Annotated in this window: 15 protein-coding genes; 4 read left to right on the forward strand and 11 right to left on the reverse strand. The window is 71.2% G+C overall.

Translation table 11 applies throughout. The features are described 5' to 3' along the window. Window positions 1–10: 10 nt before the first annotated feature. A complete protein-coding gene (locus ACGF8A_RS06550) occupies window positions 11–895 on the reverse strand; it encodes a DUF4429 domain-containing protein (protein WP_393104866.1) in 885 nt (294 codons plus the stop codon). A 71-nt stretch (window positions 896–966) separates the two neighbouring features. On the opposite strand from ACGF8A_RS06550, the gene ACGF8A_RS06555 reads away from it, so the two are divergent. Next, window positions 967–2,568, forward strand: coding sequence for a beta-N-acetylhexosaminidase (locus ACGF8A_RS06555; protein WP_393104868.1), 1,602 nt, complete (start codon window positions 967–969; stop codon window positions 2,566–2,568). 68 nt (window positions 2,569–2,636) lie between these two features. On the opposite strand, the gene ACGF8A_RS06560 is transcribed toward ACGF8A_RS06555, so the two are convergent. The 10 genes from ACGF8A_RS06560 to ACGF8A_RS06605 all read right to left on the reverse strand — a co-directional run bounded on the left by ACGF8A_RS06560 (window position 2,637) and on the right by ACGF8A_RS06605 (window position 15,695). Then, window positions 2,637–4,409: an IucA/IucC family protein gene (locus ACGF8A_RS06560; RefSeq protein ID WP_393104870.1), complete on the reverse strand. Its 1,773-nt coding sequence runs from the start codon at window positions 4,407–4,409 to the stop codon at window positions 2,637–2,639. After that, window positions 4,406–4,945 (reverse strand): GNAT family N-acetyltransferase, encoded by a 540-nt coding sequence (locus ACGF8A_RS06565; RefSeq protein WP_393104872.1) that lies wholly within the window; start codon window positions 4,943–4,945, stop codon window positions 4,406–4,408. The genes ACGF8A_RS06560 and ACGF8A_RS06565 overlap by 4 nt, the downstream gene beginning before the upstream one ends. After that, entirely contained in the window at window positions 4,942–6,219 is a 1,278-nt protein-coding gene (locus ACGF8A_RS06570; RefSeq protein ID WP_393104874.1) for a lysine N(6)-hydroxylase/L-ornithine N(5)-oxygenase family protein, read from the reverse strand. Before ACGF8A_RS06570 ends, ACGF8A_RS06565 begins: the two co-directional genes overlap by 4 nt. Beyond that, window positions 6,203–7,645, reverse strand: a complete 1,443-nt coding sequence (gene desA / locus ACGF8A_RS06575; RefSeq protein WP_393104876.1) for a lysine decarboxylase DesA — start codon at window positions 7,643–7,645, stop codon at window positions 6,203–6,205. Before desA ends, ACGF8A_RS06570 begins: the two co-directional genes overlap by 17 nt. A gap of 143 nt (window positions 7,646–7,788) precedes the next feature. Further along, entirely contained in the window at window positions 7,789–8,658 is an 870-nt protein-coding gene (locus ACGF8A_RS06580) for a siderophore-interacting protein (RefSeq protein ID WP_393104878.1), read from the reverse strand. A gap of 114 nt (window positions 8,659–8,772) precedes the next feature. Next, window positions 8,773–9,819 (reverse strand): ABC transporter substrate-binding protein, encoded by a 1,047-nt coding sequence (locus ACGF8A_RS06585; RefSeq protein WP_393104880.1) that lies wholly within the window; start codon window positions 9,817–9,819, stop codon window positions 8,773–8,775. Between the two features lie 130 nt (window positions 9,820–9,949). After that, window positions 9,950–11,110, reverse strand: a complete 1,161-nt coding sequence (locus ACGF8A_RS06590) for an acyl-CoA dehydrogenase family protein (RefSeq protein ID WP_393104882.1) — start codon at window positions 11,108–11,110, stop codon at window positions 9,950–9,952. 6 nt (window positions 11,111–11,116) lie between these two features. After that, window positions 11,117–12,064: a hydroxymethylglutaryl-CoA lyase gene (locus tag ACGF8A_RS06595; protein WP_393104884.1), complete on the reverse strand. Its 948-nt coding sequence runs from the start codon at window positions 12,062–12,064 to the stop codon at window positions 11,117–11,119. Next, a complete protein-coding gene (locus ACGF8A_RS06600) occupies window positions 12,061–14,070 on the reverse strand; it encodes a biotin carboxylase N-terminal domain-containing protein (protein ID WP_393104886.1) in 2,010 nt (669 codons plus the stop codon). The genes ACGF8A_RS06595 and ACGF8A_RS06600 overlap by 4 nt, the downstream gene beginning before the upstream one ends. Before the next feature lie 8 nt (window positions 14,071–14,078). After that, entirely contained in the window at window positions 14,079–15,695 is a 1,617-nt protein-coding gene (locus ACGF8A_RS06605; RefSeq protein WP_393104888.1) for a carboxyl transferase domain-containing protein, read from the reverse strand. 88 nt (window positions 15,696–15,783) lie between these two features. On the opposite strand from ACGF8A_RS06605, the gene ACGF8A_RS06610 reads away from it, so the two are divergent. The 3 genes from ACGF8A_RS06610 (at window position 15,784) to ACGF8A_RS06620 (ending at window position 18,396) form a co-directional block, all read left to right on the forward strand. Then, window positions 15,784–16,374: a TetR/AcrR family transcriptional regulator gene (locus ACGF8A_RS06610; RefSeq protein WP_393104890.1), complete on the forward strand. Its 591-nt coding sequence runs from the start codon at window positions 15,784–15,786 to the stop codon at window positions 16,372–16,374. A 54-nt stretch (window positions 16,375–16,428) separates the two neighbouring features. Further along, the gene (locus tag ACGF8A_RS06615) at window positions 16,429–17,142 is read left to right on the forward strand and encodes a CPBP family intramembrane glutamic endopeptidase (protein WP_393104892.1); all 714 of its coding nucleotides are present in this window, start codon (window positions 16,429–16,431) and stop codon (window positions 17,140–17,142) included. A gap of 96 nt (window positions 17,143–17,238) precedes the next feature. Continuing rightward, a complete protein-coding gene (locus tag ACGF8A_RS06620) occupies window positions 17,239–18,396 on the forward strand; it encodes an acyl-CoA dehydrogenase family protein (protein ID WP_393104894.1) in 1,158 nt (385 codons plus the stop codon). Window positions 18,397–18,413 lie beyond the last annotated feature (17 nt).

Here is an 18,413-nt window from a genome sequence, read left to right on the forward strand (position 1 = left end):
CCGGGCGGGGTCACATCCGCTTCAGGATCGCCTGCTTGGCCAGGGCGAACTCCTCGTCGGTCAGCACCCCCGTGCGGTGCAGTTCGCCGAGTTCACGCAGGCGCCGCAGCAGCGCGTCGTGGTCGTCCTCGCGGGCGGCCGCGCTGGGCTCCGGCTCCTGCGCGGCGGCGGTCAGGGCGGCGGCCGGGGCCGCGGCGGCCGGGTGCGGGAGGCGGGCCTGGACGGCGGCCGCGATCAGGGCCATCAGGGGGTCCTTCTTGAATCCCCAGAGTTCGACCGAGTTCGGGTCGTACTTGGGCGGTGCCTTGGTCGGGGCGTTGCGCACGGTGAAGCGCAGGTATCCGTTCTCCAGCCCCGCCGCCGGATGCCACTCCACGGCGGCGATGTCGCCGACGGCGAGGGTGCGGGTGCCGGCGGCCGCCTTGGCGTCCTCCGTCTTCCAGTTCCACTCCAGGCGGACTTGCTCGCCGTCGAAGCTCGCGGTGCCGTCCCCGGCGGCGGCCGACAGCGGGACGGACGGGCCGGGCAGCAGATACCCGGAGACCGGATCGCCGGGGACCTGGTCCAGCAGCAGCGCGTTGCGCACCTCGTCCACGAGGTACTCGGCGACGCCGTAGCGGTCGGACTCGACGGCCAGCTGATAGGGGTCGTGGGGTTCGCCGAGCCGGCCGGCCGTCGCCTGCAGCAGCGGGTCGGCGCCGTCCCGCAGCCGCAGCCTCAGTCGCCCCGACTTCCGGCCCTGCTCGAACGATATGCCCGCCAACGCGCCCAGTGGGACGCGCAGTTCACCCAGGGTCTTGCGCAGCAGACTGACGTTCTTGTCCCGTCCGGGGGTCAGACGCAGGGCGTCGCCGTCGAAGATCCACGTGCCGTCCTTCTGGATGATTTCCGCCATGCGGGGGATTGTTTCACCGGTCTCGCGAGAGAGTGGTCCATACCTGTCGGAGCTCCCGGAAGGGACCGTTTGTGAGACAGCACCGCTTCCTGCACCACAGAACGCTTCGCCTGCTGGCTTCCCTGCTGCTCGTCTCGGCGGCGGGCGCCTCCCTCACCGGGGCGGGGCCGGTGCCCGCGCCCGGGGCCCCCACCCCGCTCGGCGACGTGATACCGGCCCCCGCCTCCGCCGACCCCGGCGGTCCGCCGTACCGGATCACCGAGCACACCCGCATCCGCGTCGACGGCTCCCACGACGCCCGGCGCGTCGGGCACTACCTCGCGGACGTGCTGCGTCCGTCGACCGGCTACCGCCTGCCCGTCACCGCCCACGGCGACGGCGGCATCCGGCTGCGGCTCGCCAAGGGCCCGTACGGCGACGAGGGATACCGGCTCGACAGCGGCCGCGGCGGCGTCACCATCACCGCCGCCCGCCCCGCCGGCCTGTTCCACGGCGTCCAGACCCTGCGCCAGCTCCTCCCGGCCGCCGTCGAGCGGGACTCCGTCCAGAGCGGCCCCTGGCTGGTCGCGGGCGGCACCATCGAGGACACCCCGCGCTACGGCTGGCGCGGCGCCATGCTCGACGTGTCCCGGCACTTCTTCGGCGTCGGTGAAGTCAAGCGCTACATCGACCAGTTGGCGCTCTACAAGTTCAACAAGCTGCATCTGCACCTCAGCGACGACCAGGGCTGGCGCATCGCCGTCGACTCCTGGCCGCGCCTGACGACCCACGGCGGCTCGACCGAGGTCGGCGGCGGCCCCGGTGGCTACTACACCAAGGCCGACTACAGGGAGATCGTCCGTCACGCGGCCGCCCGGCACCTGGAGGTCGTGCCGGAGATCGACATGCCGGGCCACACGAACGCCGCCCTCGCCTCCTACGCCGAGCTGAACTGCGACGGCGTCGCGCCGCCGCTCTACACCGGCACCGCGGTCGGCTTCAGCTCGCTGTGCGTGCCGAAGGAGATCACGTACGACTTCGTGGACGACGTCGTCCGGGAGCTCGCCGCGCTCACCCCCGGGCGCTACCTGCACATCGGCGGTGACGAGGCGCACTCCACCAGCCACGAGGACTACGTGACGTTCATGGACCGCGTGCAGCCGGTCGTCGCCAAGTACGGCAAGAAGGTCGTCGGCTGGCATCAGCTGACCGGCGCGACCCCGGCCAAGGGCGCGCTCGCGCAGTACTGGGGCCTGGACGGCACGGGCCAGGCGGAGAAGGAGCAGGTCGCGGCAGCGGCGCGGAACGGGACCGGGCTGGTCCTCTCCCCGGCCGACCGGATCTACCTCGACATGAAGTACGACGCCCAGACCCCCCTCGGGCTGTCCTGGGCCGGATACGTCGACGTACGGCGGTCCTACGACTGGGACCCGGGCGCGTATCTGCCGGGCGCTCCGGCGTCGGCGGTGCGGGGCGTCGAGGCGCCGCTGTGGTCGGAGACCCTGGAGAACTCCCGCCACATCGAGTACATGGCCTTCCCGAGGCTGCCGGGCGTCGCCGAGCTCGGCTGGTCGCCCCGGGCCACGCACGGCTGGGACGGTTACAAGCAGCGGCTCGCCGCGCAGGGACCGCGGTGGGAGGCGCTCGGGATCGGGTACCACCGGGCGCCGCAGGTGCCGTGGCCTGCGGAGTAGTGCCGTGAGCTGACGCGGCGACGGGCACCCCGCAGGACCGTACTCCGGGGTGCCCGTCCGTCACGGGGTCAGAACTCCGCGAGGGGGTTCTTCAGGGTGCCGACCAGCTGGAGCGCGCCCGCCGGGTCCGCCAGGTCCACCATCTGCTTGTTGTCGCGCAGCTGGAGCCGGTTCAGGCAGGACAGCGCGAACTCCGGGGCGAACATGTCGTACTGCCGGAACTTGTCGGCGAGTTGGGGCATCGACTCCTGGTACTCACGGGTGACGTCCGCGACCGCCCGCCAGAAGTCGTCCTCCTCCAGCACTCCCTCGGAGGCGAGGTTGGCGGCGAGGAAGCGGAAGAAGCAGTCGAAGACGTCCGTGAAGAGGGACAGGAGCTTCTTGTCCTCGGGGACGTCGACGCGCAGCCGCTCCACCGTCGGCGGCAGTACCGCGTCCGGATCCATGACGGCGATCTCCTCGGCGATGTCCTTGTAGATCGCGCGCTCGACGGCGCCGTCCTTCAGGACCAGGATCACGTTCTCGCCGTGCGGCATGTACACCAGGTCGTAGGCGTAGAAGCTGTGCAGCAGCGGGGTGTAGTAGGCCCGCAGGTAGCGGCGCAGCCACTCCTTCGGCGCCAGGCCGGACCGCTCGATCAGCGCGGCCGCGAAGCCCCGGCCCTCGTGGTCGACGTGCAGCAGGGAGGCCATGGTGGCGAGCGACTCGCCCGGCTGGAGCGAGGCCACCGGGCTCTCCCGCCAGAGCGCGGCGAGCATCTTGCGGTACGGCGAGTAGCGGTCGGTCGCCTTCTCGTACTCCAGGTGCCGGTAGCCGACCGCCGCCCGCTCACGGATGATCGACAGGCCCGTCGACTTCAGTACCGGGTCGCCCTCGATCAGCTGGGCGAGCCAGTCGTTGATCGCCGGGGTGGCCTCCATGTAGGCGGCCGACAGCCCCCGCATGAAGCCCATGTTGATGACCGACAGGGCCGTCTTCACATAGTGCTTCTCGGGGCGGGTGGTGTTGAAGAACGTGCGGATGGACTGCTGGGCCAGGTACTCGTCGTCGCCCTCGCCGAGGCAGACGAGGTGCCGCTGGGCGACCTCGGCGGCGAAGGTGACGGTGAGCTTGTTCCACCACTGCCAGGGGTGGACGGGGATGAGCAGGTAGTCGGCGGGGTCGAGGCCCTGGTCCGTGAGCTGACCGTCGAAGCGCTCGACCGTCTCGGCACCGAGCTCGTCCCTGAGGAACGCCTCGTACTCGATGCCGACACCGGCCGTGAACGCGGCGCGCGAGCGGTGCGCGGCCAGCCACACGAGCCGGAGGGGGCTCGCGGTCTCGGGGGCGTACGAGAGGTACTCGTGGATCCCGAAGCCGAGCCGGCCGTTGTTGGCGACGAAGCAGGGGTGGCCCTCGGTCATACCGGTCTCGATGGCCTGGAAGCCGCTGCCGGCCAGCTCGGCCACCGGGATCTGCGGCTTGGTGAGCTTGTAGCAGGTGCCGGAGAGCGTGGAGGAGATCTCCTCCAGGTAGACCGGGAGGATCTCGTCGCTCAGGCCGAGTGCCTGGCGCAGCTCGACGAAGAAGTCCAGTGCGGCGAGGGGGAGTTCGGTCCCGTCGCGGTGCCGGGTGATCGAGTCGGCGTCGACCTGCCAGTGGTCCAGGGCACGGAGAACCGCGGTGAAGGTGTACATCGTCCCGCCGTCGTCGCTGCGGACGACGTAGGCGCCGTCGCCGGTGGACTCCGGCGTGATGAGCCGCTCGTGCGCGAACTCGGCGAGCGCCTTGCGGATCAGGAGGCGGTTGGCCCGCGCCCAGCGGTGGGGGGAGAGGTGCGCTACGGCGTCGGACAGGGTCATACGGCTACTCCTCGGGCGGCCTCGAACTGCTCGCGCGTGCAGAAGCTCAGCAGCGCGCGCTTCTCCGGCTTGTCGATCTCACGTGCGGGCACGAAGCCGACGGCCTCGTTCAGCGCGTGCACCGCCTTGTTGCTGACGTCGGGCTCGACCACGACCCGGCGGGTTGGCGGGTCCGCGAACAGCTCCGCCATCACGGCGGTGATGACGGCCCGGGTGAAGCCGTGCACCGGCCGGTCGGTGGGGGCGACCAGGAAATGCATGCCGACATCGCCGGGCTCGGGGTCGTACAGGCCGACCAGCTCGACGTACCGGGGGTCGTACTTCTCCATCAGGAAGGCCGGGCGGCCCTCGTGCAGGCCCAGGTAGGCGTGGTGGTGCTCGTGGGCCGCGATCCGCATGTACTCGCGCTCGACGTCCTGGAGCTTCGCGTCCTGCATCATCCAGAAGGCGGCCTTGGGGTGGGTGACCCAGCCGTGCAGCAGCTCGGCGTCCTTCAGGGGGTCGAGGGGGCGGAGGGTGAACGTGCCGATGCTCATGCGGAGAACTCCTGGAACGCGATGGACTTCTCCACCGGGTAGTACTCGCTGCCGAGCAGCTCACGGATGATGTACGAGTTCCGGTACGCGCCCATGCCCAGGTCGGGCGAGGTGATGCTGTGGGTGTGGACACCGGCGTTCTGGAGGAAGACCCCCCGGCCGGTGACGTCGACGGCGTAGTTGCGGGCGACGTCGAAGTTGCCCTGGGAGTCGTAGCGCAGGCGGTCGCGGACCGGCTTCAGGAACTCCGGTTCGACGTACTTGTAGCCGGTGGCGAGCACCAGGCCCTGCGTGTCGAGTTCGAAGTCCCTGGCCTGCTCCTCCTGGTGGAAGCCCAGGGTGTACGTGCCGTTCTCGTACCGCGCCGAGGTGAGCGCGGAGTTGGTGAGCAGCCGGGTGCGGACCGGCCCGCCCAGGTTCTTCTGGTAGAGCAGGTCGAAGATCTCGTTGATGAGATCGCCGTCGATGCCCTTGAACAGGCCCTTCTGCTCCGAGGTGAGGCGGTAGCGGGTCGCCTCGGGCAGCTCGCGGTAGTAGTCGATGTACTCCGGGGAGGTCATCTCCAGCGTGAGCTTGGTGTACTCCAGCGGGAAGAACCGCGGCGAGCGCGTCACCCAGTTCAGCTGGTAGCCGTGCACGTCGATCTCGCCGAGCAGGTCGTAGTAGATCTCGGCGGCGGACTGACCGCTGCCGACCAGCGTGATCGACTCCTTGCGCTGGAGCTCCGCCTTGTGGTGGAGATAGCGGGAGTTGTGCAGGAAGTCACCGCCGAGGCCCTCGCAGGCGTCCGGGACGTGGGGCGGGGTGCCGGTGCCGAGGACCAGCTGGCGGGCGCGGAAGACCTCGCCGGCCTCGGTGCGCACGACGTACAGCTCGTCCTCGTACGTGACCTCGGTGACCGTGGTGCCGAAGCGGACGCTGCTCAGCTTGTTCGCGGCCCAGCGGCAGTAGTCGTCGTACTCGACCCGCAGCGGGTAGAAGTTCTCGCGGATGTAGAACGAGTACAGCCGGCCCTTCTCCTTCAGGTAGTTCAGGAAGGAGTACGGCGAGGTCGGGTCGGCCAGCGTGACCAGGTCCGACATGAACGGCGTCTGGAGGTGGGCGCCCTCCAGGAACATGCCGGCGTGCCACTCGAAGTCCGGCTTGGACTCCAGGAAGAGGCCGTCGAGTTCGGCGATGGGCTCGGTCAGGCAGGCCAGGCCGAGGTTGAAGGGGCCGAGCCCGATCCCCACGAAGTCGTAGGTCTTTTTCGTGGTGTCAGCAAGCGCGGTCAAGGGAGTCTCCCAGGTACTGCTCGGCGTGGCCGGCGATCAGGTCGAGGACGGCGGCGATGTCGGACGCCTTGGTCTCGGGGTTGAGCAGGGTGAACTTCAGGTACTGGCGGTCGCCCACCTTGGTGCCCGCGACGACGGCGTCGCCGGAGGCGAACAGGGCTTTGCGGGCGTAGAGGTTGCCGCGGTCGATCTCGGCCGGGTCGGTGACGGTGGCCGGGATGAAGCGGAAGACCAGGGTGGACAGCGAGGGCTCGACCACGACGTCGTAGCGCGGGTCGGCGGCGAGCAGCTTCCAGCCCTCCTGGGCCAGGTCGCACACCTCGTCGAAGAGCTGCCCGATGCCGTCCGCGCCCATCACACGCAGGGTCACCCAGAGCTTGAGGGCGTCGAAGCGGCGGGTCGTCTGGAGGGACTTGTCCACCTGGTTGGGGATACGTTCCTGCACCATACGGCGCGGGTTGAGGTACTCCGCGTGGTAGGTCGCGTGGCGCAGGGTGGCGGCGTCCCGCACCAGCACGGCCGAGGAACTCACCGGCTGGAAGAAGGACTTGTGGTAGTCCACGGTGACCGAGTCGGCCCGCTCGATGCCCTCCAGCAGGGCCCGGCGCTTCAGCGAGGTGAGCAGTCCGCAGCCGTAGGCCGCGTCGACGTGCATCCAGGTGCCGTACTGGGCGCACAGCTCGGCGATCTCGGGGAGCGGGTCGATCGAGCCGAAGTCGGTGGTGCCGGCGGTGGCGACGACGGCCATGGGGACCAGGCCGTCCTTCGCGCACCGCTCCAGCTCGTGGGCGAGCGCGACGGTCTGCATCCGCTTGTCGTGGTCGACGGGGATCGTCACGACGGCGTCGGGGCCGAGGCCGAGCAGTTTCGCCGCCTTCTGCACGCTGAAGTGGCCGACCTCGGAGGCGAAGACGCGCAGCTTCGCCAGGGAGTCGGTCTTGGCCTCCTCGCGGGCCAGCAGCAGCGCCTGGAGGTTGGACTGGGTGCCGCCGGAGGTGAACACCCCGTCGGCGGCGGGGCCGAGGCCGATGCGTTCGGTGGTCCAGTCGATGAGTTTGCGCTCGATCAGGGTGCCGCCGGCCGACTGGTCCCAGGTGTCGAGGGAGGAGTTGACGGCGGAGAGGATCGCCTCGCCGAGCACGGCCGGTATGACGACCGGGCAGTTGAGATGGGCGAGGTAGCGGGGGTGGTGGAAGTAGATCGCGTCACGGAGGTAGACGTCCTCCAGCTCGTCCAGGACCGCGGTGGTGTCGTGCAGCGGCCGGTCGAGGTCGATCTGTGCGATGCGGGGGGCCAGGGCGTCGACGGTGACGCCCGTGAACGGACGGTCGGTGGTGGCGAGTTTCGCCGCCACCCGCTCTACTCCATCGGTCACGGAGCGGCGGTACTGCTCCGCGGTCGTGTCATTGAGCAGGTGCGAGCGCATGTGCGGGTCCTCCGGTGGGGACGGTCCGTGGCGGAACGGGTGAGGCCGTTTCAACTTAGGTTAGCCTAACCTAAGTTCATTAGGTCAAGTGTGGCCCGGGCCGTGACGGCCGTCACGGTGAACGGCCGTCCGCCGACGGGCAGTTACTCGCCCAGCTCCCGCAACTGCTCCTCGCTCAGGCCTCGCCGCCAGTAACCGACGAAGGTGACCCGGCGGCGGTCGACGCCGCGCTCGCCCACGAAGTGCCGGCGCAGCTCCTTCACGCAGGACGACTCGCCCGCGATCCAGACGTACGGGTGCGCGGCGGGCGGCAACCGGGCGGCGCGCAGGGCGCCGAGTGCCAGGGGGGCGGGGGCATCTCCCGCGCCCTTCGGGCCGTGGGGGATCTCGGCGCCGCCCTCGTCCTGGACCAGCCAGGTGACCTCGGCGTCGGCCTCGGTCACCAGGTCCTGGACGTTCCCGGCGTCGCGCACCTCCAGCCAGACGCGGGCGCGCATACCGTGCGGGAGCGACTCCAGGACGGCCGACACGGCCGGCAGGGCGGTCTCGTCACCCCAGACGACCACCAGGTCGGTGTCCGGCGGCGGGCGGAACCGGATCGCCCGGTTGTCCGCGACCGCCGGGCCGAGCAGCAGGACCCGGTCACCGGCGACGGCCCGGGAGGCCCACTGCGAGGCGGGCCCGGCCGGGGTGTGCAGGACGAAGTCGATGTCGATCTCGTCGGGTTCCCGGCGCAGCGCCCGCAGCGTGTACGAGCGCATCACGGCCCGTACGTCGTCCGGGAGTTCGCGCCATCCCTGCCACCACCGGTCACCGAGCTCGATCGGCACGACCGGCTCCGGCTGTCCCGGGTGCGGCAGGAACAGCGACAGGGACTGGTCGCGCCCGAGGGAGTGGAAGGCCGCGAGGTCGGGCCCGCCGAAGGTGACCCGGACCAGGGACGGCCCGAGCCGCCTCGTCCGCACGACCTGAAGGGCGAAGAACCGGAACGGGGCGGCCACGGCCGTCGTCATGGGGGCTCCTGGGTAGGTTTCAGGTAAGCGGCTGGGCAACGCCCTCAAGGGCGCGGGGAGCTGCGCGACCGGCCACAACGGGCCCGCGGCTCCCCGTCACCGCAACCACCTGGCTCAGCCGACCTTCTTCGCCTTCTCGATGGCCTCGGCCAGCGTCGTCAGCAGGGGCGTGCACTTCGCGTACGACAGGATCGGCTCCGGCGACCGCGCGATGACCTGCCCCGCCTTCACCGCGGGCAGCTTCTTCCACGTGCCCTCGGTGATGTCCGCGGGCTGGATCGTCGAGGAACGGTCGTCCATCATGATGATGTCGGCCGGGTACTTGTCGACGTTCTCCCAGCTCAGCGACTCGAACCAGCCGCCACCCTCGGCCTTCGCCTTCTCCGGCGGCTCGACGAAGTTCACGCCGAGCGCCTTGAAGTACTCCAGGTCGATGGAGAGGTTGGTGCCGGAGACGTAGAAGATCTCCTGGCTCGCGGAGCCGGCCAGCACCTTGATCTCCGGACGGGACTTGGCGGCCTCGCGCAGCCGCTCGGCGGCCGCCTCGAACTCCTGCTTCGCCTTGACGGCCTTGTCGGCCTTCATGTCCGCGCCGAGCGACTCGGCCAGCTCCCACATGCGCTGCAGCGGCGCCGTCAGCTGGCGGTCGTAGACGGAGACGGCGGCGCTCGGGGCGAGCTTGGCGATCTTGTCCTTGGACGCCTCGGGGACGTACCAGAGGGTGCCCGCGCTGTCGAAGGTGGTGGAGATCAGCACGTCCGGCTGGAAGGCGGCGTACTGCTCGACGTTGAACTGGTCCCAGACGTTGCCGAAGAGGGTCAGCTTGCTGACGTCCATGTCGCCCGCCTGGACGTCGGCCTTGCCGTCCTTCGTCCTGGTCGGGCCGAAGACGCCCTTGACCTCGATGCCGTAGTCGTGGAGAGCGGCGGCGACGCCGACGAAGGCGACGATGTTGGCCGGGATCCGGTCCAGCTTCACGGTCTCGCCGCGGTCGTCCTTGAACGACCAGGGACCGGAGGCCTTGGCGGAGGCCTTCGCGTCCGAGCCGCCGCCGTTCGTGTCTTCGTCGCCGCAGGCTGCGAGCACGGCACCGAGGCCGAGGGCACCGCCGGCGGCGAGGATGCCGCGGCGGGTGAGGTGGGTGGCACGGGCGTTGGACATGAGTGTGGCCGCTTTCGAACAGGGCGGGGGTCCCGCCGGACAATTCGAAGGTAGGTTAGCCTAACCTCAGATCTTGTCCAGGGGCGGGTCCCCCGTCGCGTTCGTGTCCGTGGGCCGGGCTGGCGGTCGTTCAGCCCGCCAGCCCCAACTCCCTCGCGATCAGCAGTCGTTGCACCTCGCTCGTGCCCTCGCCGATCTCCAGGATCTTCGAGTCGCGCCACATCCGGGCCACCGGGTACTCGTTCATGAAGCCGTACCCGCCGTGGATCTGGGTGGCGTCACGGGCGTTGTCCACCGCGATGGTGGAGGAGTACAGCTTCGCCAGCGCCGCCTCCTTCTTGAAGGGTTCGCCGGTGACCAGGCGGGAGGCCGCGTCGCGCCACGCGAGGCGGGCCGTGTGGGCCTTCATCTCCATGTCGGCGATCTTGAACTGTATGGCCTGGTTGGCGCCGATCGGACGGCCGAAGGCGTGCCGTTCCTTCGCGTACTTCACCGACTCGTCCACGCAGCCCTGCGCCAGGCCGGTGGCGAGCGCCGCGATGGCGACACGGCCCTCGTCGAGGATGCGCAGGAACTGGGCGTACCCGCGGCCCTCCTCGCCCAGCAGGTTCGCCGCCGGGACCCGGACGTCGTCGAAGGACAGCTCCCGGGTGTCGGAGGCGTTCCAGCCGACCTTGGAGTACGGGGGTGCCACCGTGAAGCCCGGCGTTCCGGACGGGACGACGATCGCGGAGATCTGCGGCCTGCCGTCCGGCTTGCGGCCCGTCACCGCCGTGACCGTGACCAGACCGGTGATGTCCGTGCCCGAGTTGGTGATGAAGCACTTGGTGCCGTTGATCACCCACTCGCCGGTCTCCGCGTCCAGCCGGGCCGTGGTGCGCGTCGCGCCCGCGTCCGAGCCGCCGTCGGGCTCGGTCAGGCCGAAGGCGCCGAGGATCTCGCCGGAGCAGAGCCGGGGGAGCCACTGACGCTTCTGCTCCTCGGTGCCGAACAGATGGATCGGCATGGCGCCCAGCGAGACGCCCGCCTCCAGGGTGATGGCCACCGAGGAGTCGACGCGGGCCAGTTCCTCCAGGGCGATGCCCAGGGCGAGGTAGTCGCCGCCCATACCGCCGTACTCCTGCGGGAACGGCAGCCCGAACAGGCCCATCCTGCCCATCTCGCGGACGATCTCGTACGGGAACTCGTGCCGCTCGTAGTAGTCGCCGATCTTGGGGGCGACGACCTCGTGCGCGAACTCCTCCACCGTGCGGCGGAGTTCTTCCAGCTCGGGGCTGAGGCGGTGGTCCATGATGCGTCACTGCTCCTGGTGGGAGAGGGCTCTTACGGTGCGGGACGGGCTGGGTCGGCCCAGTCGGCCGGCCATCCACACGCTGGTGGCGGTGAGACGGCCGAGGTCGACGCCGGTGTCGATGCCGAGGCCGTGCAGCATCCACACGAGGTCCTCGGTGGCGAGGTTGCCGGTGGCGCTCCTTGCGTACGGGCAGCCGCCGAGGCCGCCCGCGGAGGCGTCGACCGTCGTGACGCCGTGCTGGAGCGCGGCGAGGGTGTTGGCCAGTGCCTGGCCGTAGGTGTCGTGGAAGTGCACGCCGAGGGCGGGGGCCGGGATCCCGTCGGCGTTCAGCGCGGAGAGGAGCCCGGCGACGTGGCCCGGGGTCGCCACGCCGATCGTGTCGCCGAGGCTCAGCTCGTCGCAGCCCATGTCCAGCAGGCTCTTGCAGACCCCGACGACCTGGTGCACCGGGACGGGGCCTTCCCAGGGGTCGCCGAAGCACATCGACAGATAGCCGCGGACATGGAGCCCCTCGGCCTTCGCCCGGGAGACCACCGGGTCGAACATGGCCAGCGCCTCGTCGACCGTGCGGTTGAGGTTCGCCTTCGCGAAGGACTCCGTGGCGCTCGCGAAGACGGCGACGCGGGTGGCGCCCAGGGCCTGCGCCCGGTCCAGCCCCCGGTCGTTGGGGACCAGCACGGGCAGCGCCACCGGCACCTCGCTGACGAGCGGGAACAGCGCTTCCGCGTCGGCCAGCTGGGGCACCCACCTGGGGTGGACGAAGCTGGTGGCCTCGATCGTCGTCAGGCCCGCGTCGGCCAGCCGGTGGATGAACTCCGCCTTGACCTCCGTCGGGACCTGCGCCTTCTCGTTCTGCAGGCCGTCACGGGGGCCGACCTCGTGGATCCGGACCCGGGCGGGCAGGCCCGGGGCGGGTACGACCATGGGGAGGCCGGGCGCGGGGGTGCTCATGCCGGTGCCTCCTCGGTCGGCTCGGTCGGCGTGATGACGGCGAGGACCTGGTCCATGGCGACGGTCGCGCCGGGGGCCACGTCCAGCTCGGCGACCGTTCCGGCGTGCGGGGCGGCGATGACGTGCTCCATCTTCATCGCCTCCACCACCAGCAGGCTCTGACCGGCGCTCACCTCGTCGCCCACCGCGACCTTCACCACGGTCACTGTGCCCGGCATGGGCGCGGTCAGCGAGTCGGCACCGGCGTGGGCGGTGCGGGAGAGGGACGCCTGAACCGGGTCGTGGTCGCGCACCTGCCAGGCGTCGCCGTCGCGGCCCAGCCAGGTGCCGTCCGGCAGGGCCGCGAAGGTGTGGGCGACGCCGTCGAGCCGGAACGTGAACCGGGAGCCGTCCCCGGCCGGGGCGGGGCCCGCGGACACCGGGACCGGGGCCCCGGCGCCGTCGGGCAGCAGCTCGAACCCGCCGTCCGCCGAGCCGCGCAGCCTCACGGTCACCGGGTCGTGCCCCGGCACCCGCAGGTGGTGCGCGGTCCAGGCCCGCTGACCGCCCAGGCGCCAGCCCTGCGGGACGGAGAACGGATCGACCCAGCCGGTGCCCGGCGCGGGGGCCAGGGCGGCCTGGCGCAGCAGCGCCGCCGCCGCGTAGACCTCGACCGGGACCTCGCCGGCCACGAGGCCCGTCACCTCCCGCTCGACCAGCCCGGTGTCCAGGTCGCCCTCGACGACCGCCGGATGGGCCAGCAGCCGCCGCAGGAAACCGGCGTTCGTCGGCACGCCGAGGACGACCGTCCCGGCGAGGGCGGCGCGCAGCTTGCGCAGGGCCGTGGCGCGGTCCGGGCCGTGCGCGACGACCTTCGACAGCATCGGGTCGTACAGGCTGCCGACCTCGGTGCCCTCGCTGAGCCCCGAGTCGGTGCGCACGCCGTCGCCCTCGGGCTCGCGCAGGCGGAGCACCGTGCCGCCGGAGGGCAGGAAGCCCCGGGTCGGGTCCTCGGCGCAGACGCGGGCCTCGATCGCGTGCCCGGTGAGGGCGATGTCGTCCTGCGTGAAGCCCAGGCGCTCGCCCGCCGCGACCCGCAGCTGCCACTCCACGAGGTCGAGCCCGGTGACCAGCTCGGTGACGGGGTGCTCCACCTGCAGGCGGGTGTTCATCTCCATGAAGCAGTACGCGTCCGGGTCGCCGCCGGGGACGATGAACTCGACCGTGCCCGCCCCGACGTACCCGCAGGAGCGGGCCGCCTGTACCGCCGCCTCACCCATCGCCGCGCGGGTGGCCTCGTCCAGGAGCACGCTGGGCGCCTCCTCGACGACCTTCTGGTGGCGCCGCTGCAGGGAGCACTCGCGCTCGCCCAGGTGGACGACGCCTCCGTGGCCGTCGGCCAGGACCTGGATCTCGATGTGGCGGGGCCGGTCGATCCAGCGCTCCACCAGCAGGGTGTCGTCGCCGAAGGAGGCCGCGGCCTCGCGCCGGGCGGCGGCGATCTCGTCGTCGAGCAGGCTCAGGTCCCGCACCAGGCGCATGCCCTTGCCGCCGCCGCCCGCGGAGGGCTTGAGCAGCACGGGTGCGCCCAGTTCACGGGCGGCGCGGGCGAGTTCGGGGTCCCGGCCGCCGGGGACGACGGGGACGCCGGCCGCCGCGACGGTCTCCTTGGCGCGGATCTTGTCGCCCATCAGCGCGATGGCGTCGGCCGGGGGCCCGATGAAGACGAGCCCGGCGGCGGCGCAGGCACGCGCGAAGGCCGCGTTCTCGGCGAGGAAGCCGTACCCCGGGTGGACGGCCTGGGCGTGCGTGGCGGCCGCGGCCTGAAGGATCCGCTCGGCCGACAGATAGCTCTCCACGGCGGGCGGGGGCCCGATCCGCACCGCCGTGTCGGCCTCGCGCACGTGCCGGGCGTCGGCGTCGGCGTCGGAGTAGACGGCGACGGAGCGGACGCCCAGCGAGCGCAGCGTACGGATGACACGGACCGCGATCTCACCGCGGTTGGCCACAAGAACGGTGTCGAACATCGGTCCCCTCACATCCGGAATACGCCGAACTGGGGTTCACCCAGGGGCGCGTTGGCGCACGCGGTCAGGGCCAGGCCGACCACCTGACGGGTCTCCAAGGGGTCGATCACCCCGTCGTCCCAGAGGCGGGCGGTGGCGTAGTAGGCGTTGCCCTGGCGCTCGTACTGCGCGCGGATCGGCGCCTTGAACGCCTCTTCCTCCTCGGCGGGCCAGGACTCGCCGCGGCCCTCCAGCTGGTCCCGCTTGACGGTGGCGAGGACCGAGGCGGCCTGTTCGCCGCCCATCACGGAGATCTTGGCGTTGGGCCACATCCACAAAAAGCGCGGCGAGTACGCCCGGCCGCACATCGAGTAGTTCCCCGCGCCGTAGGAGCCGCCGACCACGACCGTCAGTTTCGGCACGCGCGTGGTGGCGACGGCCGTGACCATCTTCGCGCCGTGCTTGGCGATGCCGCCGGCCTCGTAGTCCTTGCCGACCATGAACCCCGAGATGTTCTGCAGGAACAGCAGCGGGATGCCGCGCTGGTCGCACAGCTCGATGAAGTGCGCGCCCTTCTGGGCGGACTCCGAGAAGAGGATGCCGTTGTTGGCGACGATGCCGACCGGGTGGCCGTGGATCCGGGCGAAGCCGGTGACGAGGGTCTGCCCGAACTCGGCCTTGAACTCGGCGAACCCGGAGCCGTCGACCACGCGCGCGATGATCTCGCGGACGTCGTAGGGCGTGCGGGAGTCGACGGGCACCGCCCCGTACAGCCCGTAGGGGTCGGCCTTGGGCTCCACCACGGGCCTCACCTCCCAGGGCAGCGGCCCGCGCGCGGGGAGGGTGGCGACGATGTTCCGCACGATGCGCAGGGCGTGGGCGTCGTCCTGCGCGAGGTGGTCGGTGACGCCGGACACGCGGGAGTGCACCTCGCCGCCGCCGAGCTCCTCCGCGGTGACGACCTCGCCGGTGGCGGCCTTCACCAGCGGCGGGCCGCCGAGGAAGATCGTGCCCTGGTTGCGGACGATGACGGCCTCGTCGCTCATCGCCGGGACGTATGCCCCGCCGGCCGTGCAGGAGCCGAGGACGGCGGCGATCTGGGGGATCCGGGCGGCGGACATCCGGGCCTGGTTGTAGAAGATCCGCCCGAAGTGCTCGCGGTCCGGGAAGACCTCGTCCTGCATGGGCAGGAAGGCGCCGCCGGAGTCCACCAGGTAGAGACAGGGCAGCCGGTTCTCCAGCGCGACTTCCTGCGCGCGCAGGTGCTTCTTCACCGTCATCGGGTAGTACGTCCCGCCCTTGACGGTCGCGTCGTTGGCGACGACGACGCACTCCCGGCCGCTGACCCGCCCGATGCCGGCGACGACACCGGCGGCCGGGGCCTGCCCGTCGTACATCCCGTCGGCGGCGAGCGGTGCGAGCTCCAGGAAGGGCGAGCCGGGGTCGAGAAGGGTGTCGACGCGGTCGCGCGGCAGCAGCTTGCCGCGCGCGGTGTGCCGGGCGCGCGCCTTCTCACCCCCGCCGAGCCGGGCGGCGGCGAGCTTGCCGTGCAGCTCCTCCACGAGCGCGAGGTGCCCTGCCTCGTTGACCCGCCAGGCCTCCGACGCGGGGTCCGCCGCGCCGTGCAGCTCCGGTGCCTGGTCCATCCTTGCGGTCCCCTCACCTTGTTAATGAGCGTTAACGCATTTTCCTCCAGGTTAACGACCGCTAACCTCGCTGTCTAGAATTGCTTCCATGGCCACGAGAACCGACGCCCCCACCCGCCGCGAGCAGATCCTCAAGGAGGCCGCGCGGCTGTTCGCCGAGCGGGGCTTCCACGGCGTCGGGGTGGACGAGATAGGCGCGGCGGTGGGCATCAGCGGCCCCGGGCTCTACCGCCACTTCCCGGGCAAGGACGCGATGCTCGCCGAGCTGCTGGTGGGGATCAGCGGTCAGCTCCTGACCGGCGGCAAGCGCAGGGCCGCGGAGGCGGACGGGGACGCCGAGGCGCTCCTCGACTCGCTCATCGAGGGCCACATCGACTTCGCGCTGGACGACCGCCCGCTCATCACGCTGCACGACCGTGAGCTGGACCGCCTCCGGGACAGCGACCGCAAGCTGGTGCGCCAGCTCCAGCGGCAGTACGTGGAGCTGTGGGTGGAGGTGGTGCGTGAGGTCTACCCCGGGCTCCACGAGTCCACGGCCCGCTCGGCCGTCCACTCGGTCTTCGGCCTGCTGAACTCGACGCCGCACCTGGGCCGCCCGGGTTCCCTGCCGGGACGGGGGGCGACGGCGGAGTTGTTGCACCGGATGGCGAGGGGGGCCTTCGCGGCCGTGGGGTCGTAGCCGCGACGGGCCGTCGTGCGCCCCTCGGGGCGCTGCCGAAGAGCTGGAGGCGGGATGCCGGTCGTCTGTGTCGTCGCCGTCCTGGTCCTCGCGAACCTGGTCAACAACTGGCTGGTGCGCGGCCCTCTCGCGTACGTCCTGACCTGCGCCGCCGCGACGGCCCTCCTGCTGCTGGCCGCCCGCTGGGACGGGCTCACCCGGGCCGGTCTCGGGCTCGACGCCGCGGCCCTGCGGCGGGGACTGCGGTGGGCGCCCGTCCTCGCCGGCGCCGTCCTCGCCGGCTACCTCCTCCTGCTCGCCGTTCCGGCCGGCCGGGAGGTGTTCCAGGACTCCAGGGCCGCGGACCTGTCCGCTGGTGAGCTGCTGTGGAACGTGCTCGTGCGCGTGCCGCTCGGCACCGTGCTGCTGGAGGAGACCGCCTTCCGCGGGGTCCTGTGGGCCATGCTCCGGCGCCGGTGGGGCGCGGCGTGGGCGACCGCCGGCTCCTCGCTGCTCTTCGGTCTGTGGCACGTGCTGCCCTCCCGTGGCCTCAACCGTGCCAACGCCGCCGTGGGATCGGCCCTCGGCGGCGGTCCGGCGGACGTGGCGGCGACCGTCGCGGTGGCCGTCGCCGTCACGGCCGTGGCCGGCGTGGTCCTGTGCGAGGTGCGCCGCCGCTCCGGCAGCCTGCTCGCTCCGGCGGCCCTGCACTGGGCGGTCAACGCCTTCGGCTACGCGCTGGCCTGGGCGGCCTCCGGCGGCGCCTCCCCGGCGGTGTCACGGGCGTGACGAGCGTTACCCACGGCACGGTCTTGTCGGCGGTTCGTACTCGCCGGTACGGTTGGGTGAGCAAGCGCTTAGACATGTGACGGTGGAGGTGGCGGCGTGCGCCGTACGGTGTTCAACGAGGATCACGAGGCGTTCCGGGAGACCCTGCGCGCCTTCATCGAGGCCGAGGTCGTGCCCGTCTACGACGAGTGGTTCGCCGCCGGCCAGGCGCCGCGCGAGTTCTACCACAAGCTGGGTGAGCTGGGCATATTCGGCATCAACGTGCCCGAGGAGTTCGGCGGCGCGGGTCTGGACAGCCACAAGTTCGAGGCCGTCCTGTACGAGGAGACCGCCCGCGCGGGCGTCCAGTTCGGCGGTTCCGGCGTGCACGTGCTGCTCGCCCTGCCGTACATCAAGATGCTGGCCACCGACGAGCAGAAGAAGCGGTACCTGCCGAAGTTCGTCACCGGCGAGGAGATGTGGGCCATCGCGATGACCGAGCCGGGCACCGGCTCCGACCTCGCGGGCATGAAGACCACCGCCAAGCTCTCCGAGGACGGCACGCACTACGTCCTCAACGGCGCCAAGACGTTCATCACCGGCGGTGTGCACGCCGACAAGGTGATCGTCTGCGCCCGCACCTCCTCCCCGCGCGAGGACGACCGCCGCTTCGGCATCTCGCTGTTCGCCGTCGACACCAAGTCCGAGGGCTACTCCGTCGGCCGCAAGCTGGACAAGCTGGGCCTGCGCACCTCCGACACGGCCGAGCTCGCGTTCGTCGACGTCAAGGTGCCGGTCGAGGACCTGCTCGGCGAGGAGAACAAGGGCTTCTCCTACCTCGGCCACAACCTCGCCTCCGAGCGCTGGGGCATCGCCTTCGGCGCCTACGCGCAGGCCAAGGCCGCCGTCCGGTTCGCCAAGCAGTACGTGCAGGAGCGCACGGTCTTCGGCAAGCCCGTCGCCCACTTCCAGAACACCAAGTTCGAGCTGGCCGCCTGCCAGGCCGAGGTGGACGCCGCCGAGGCCGTCGCCGACCGCGCGACGGAGGCCCTGGACGCCGGCGAGCTGACCCCCGCCGAGGCCGCCTCCGCCAAGCTGTTCTGCACCGAGGTCGCGCACCGCGTGATCGACCGCTGCCTCCAGCTGCACGGCGGCTACGGCTACATGAACGAGTACCCGATCGCCCGCCTGTACGCGGACAACCGCGTGAACCGCATCTACGGCGGGACCAGCGAGATCATGAAGTCGATCATCGCGAAGGACATGGGCCTGTAAGGTTCCCACAATTACCG

Source organism: Streptomyces sp. NPDC047706 (assembly GCF_043204795.1).
Lineage (GTDB): Bacteria > Actinomycetota > Actinomycetes > Streptomycetales > Streptomycetaceae > Streptomyces.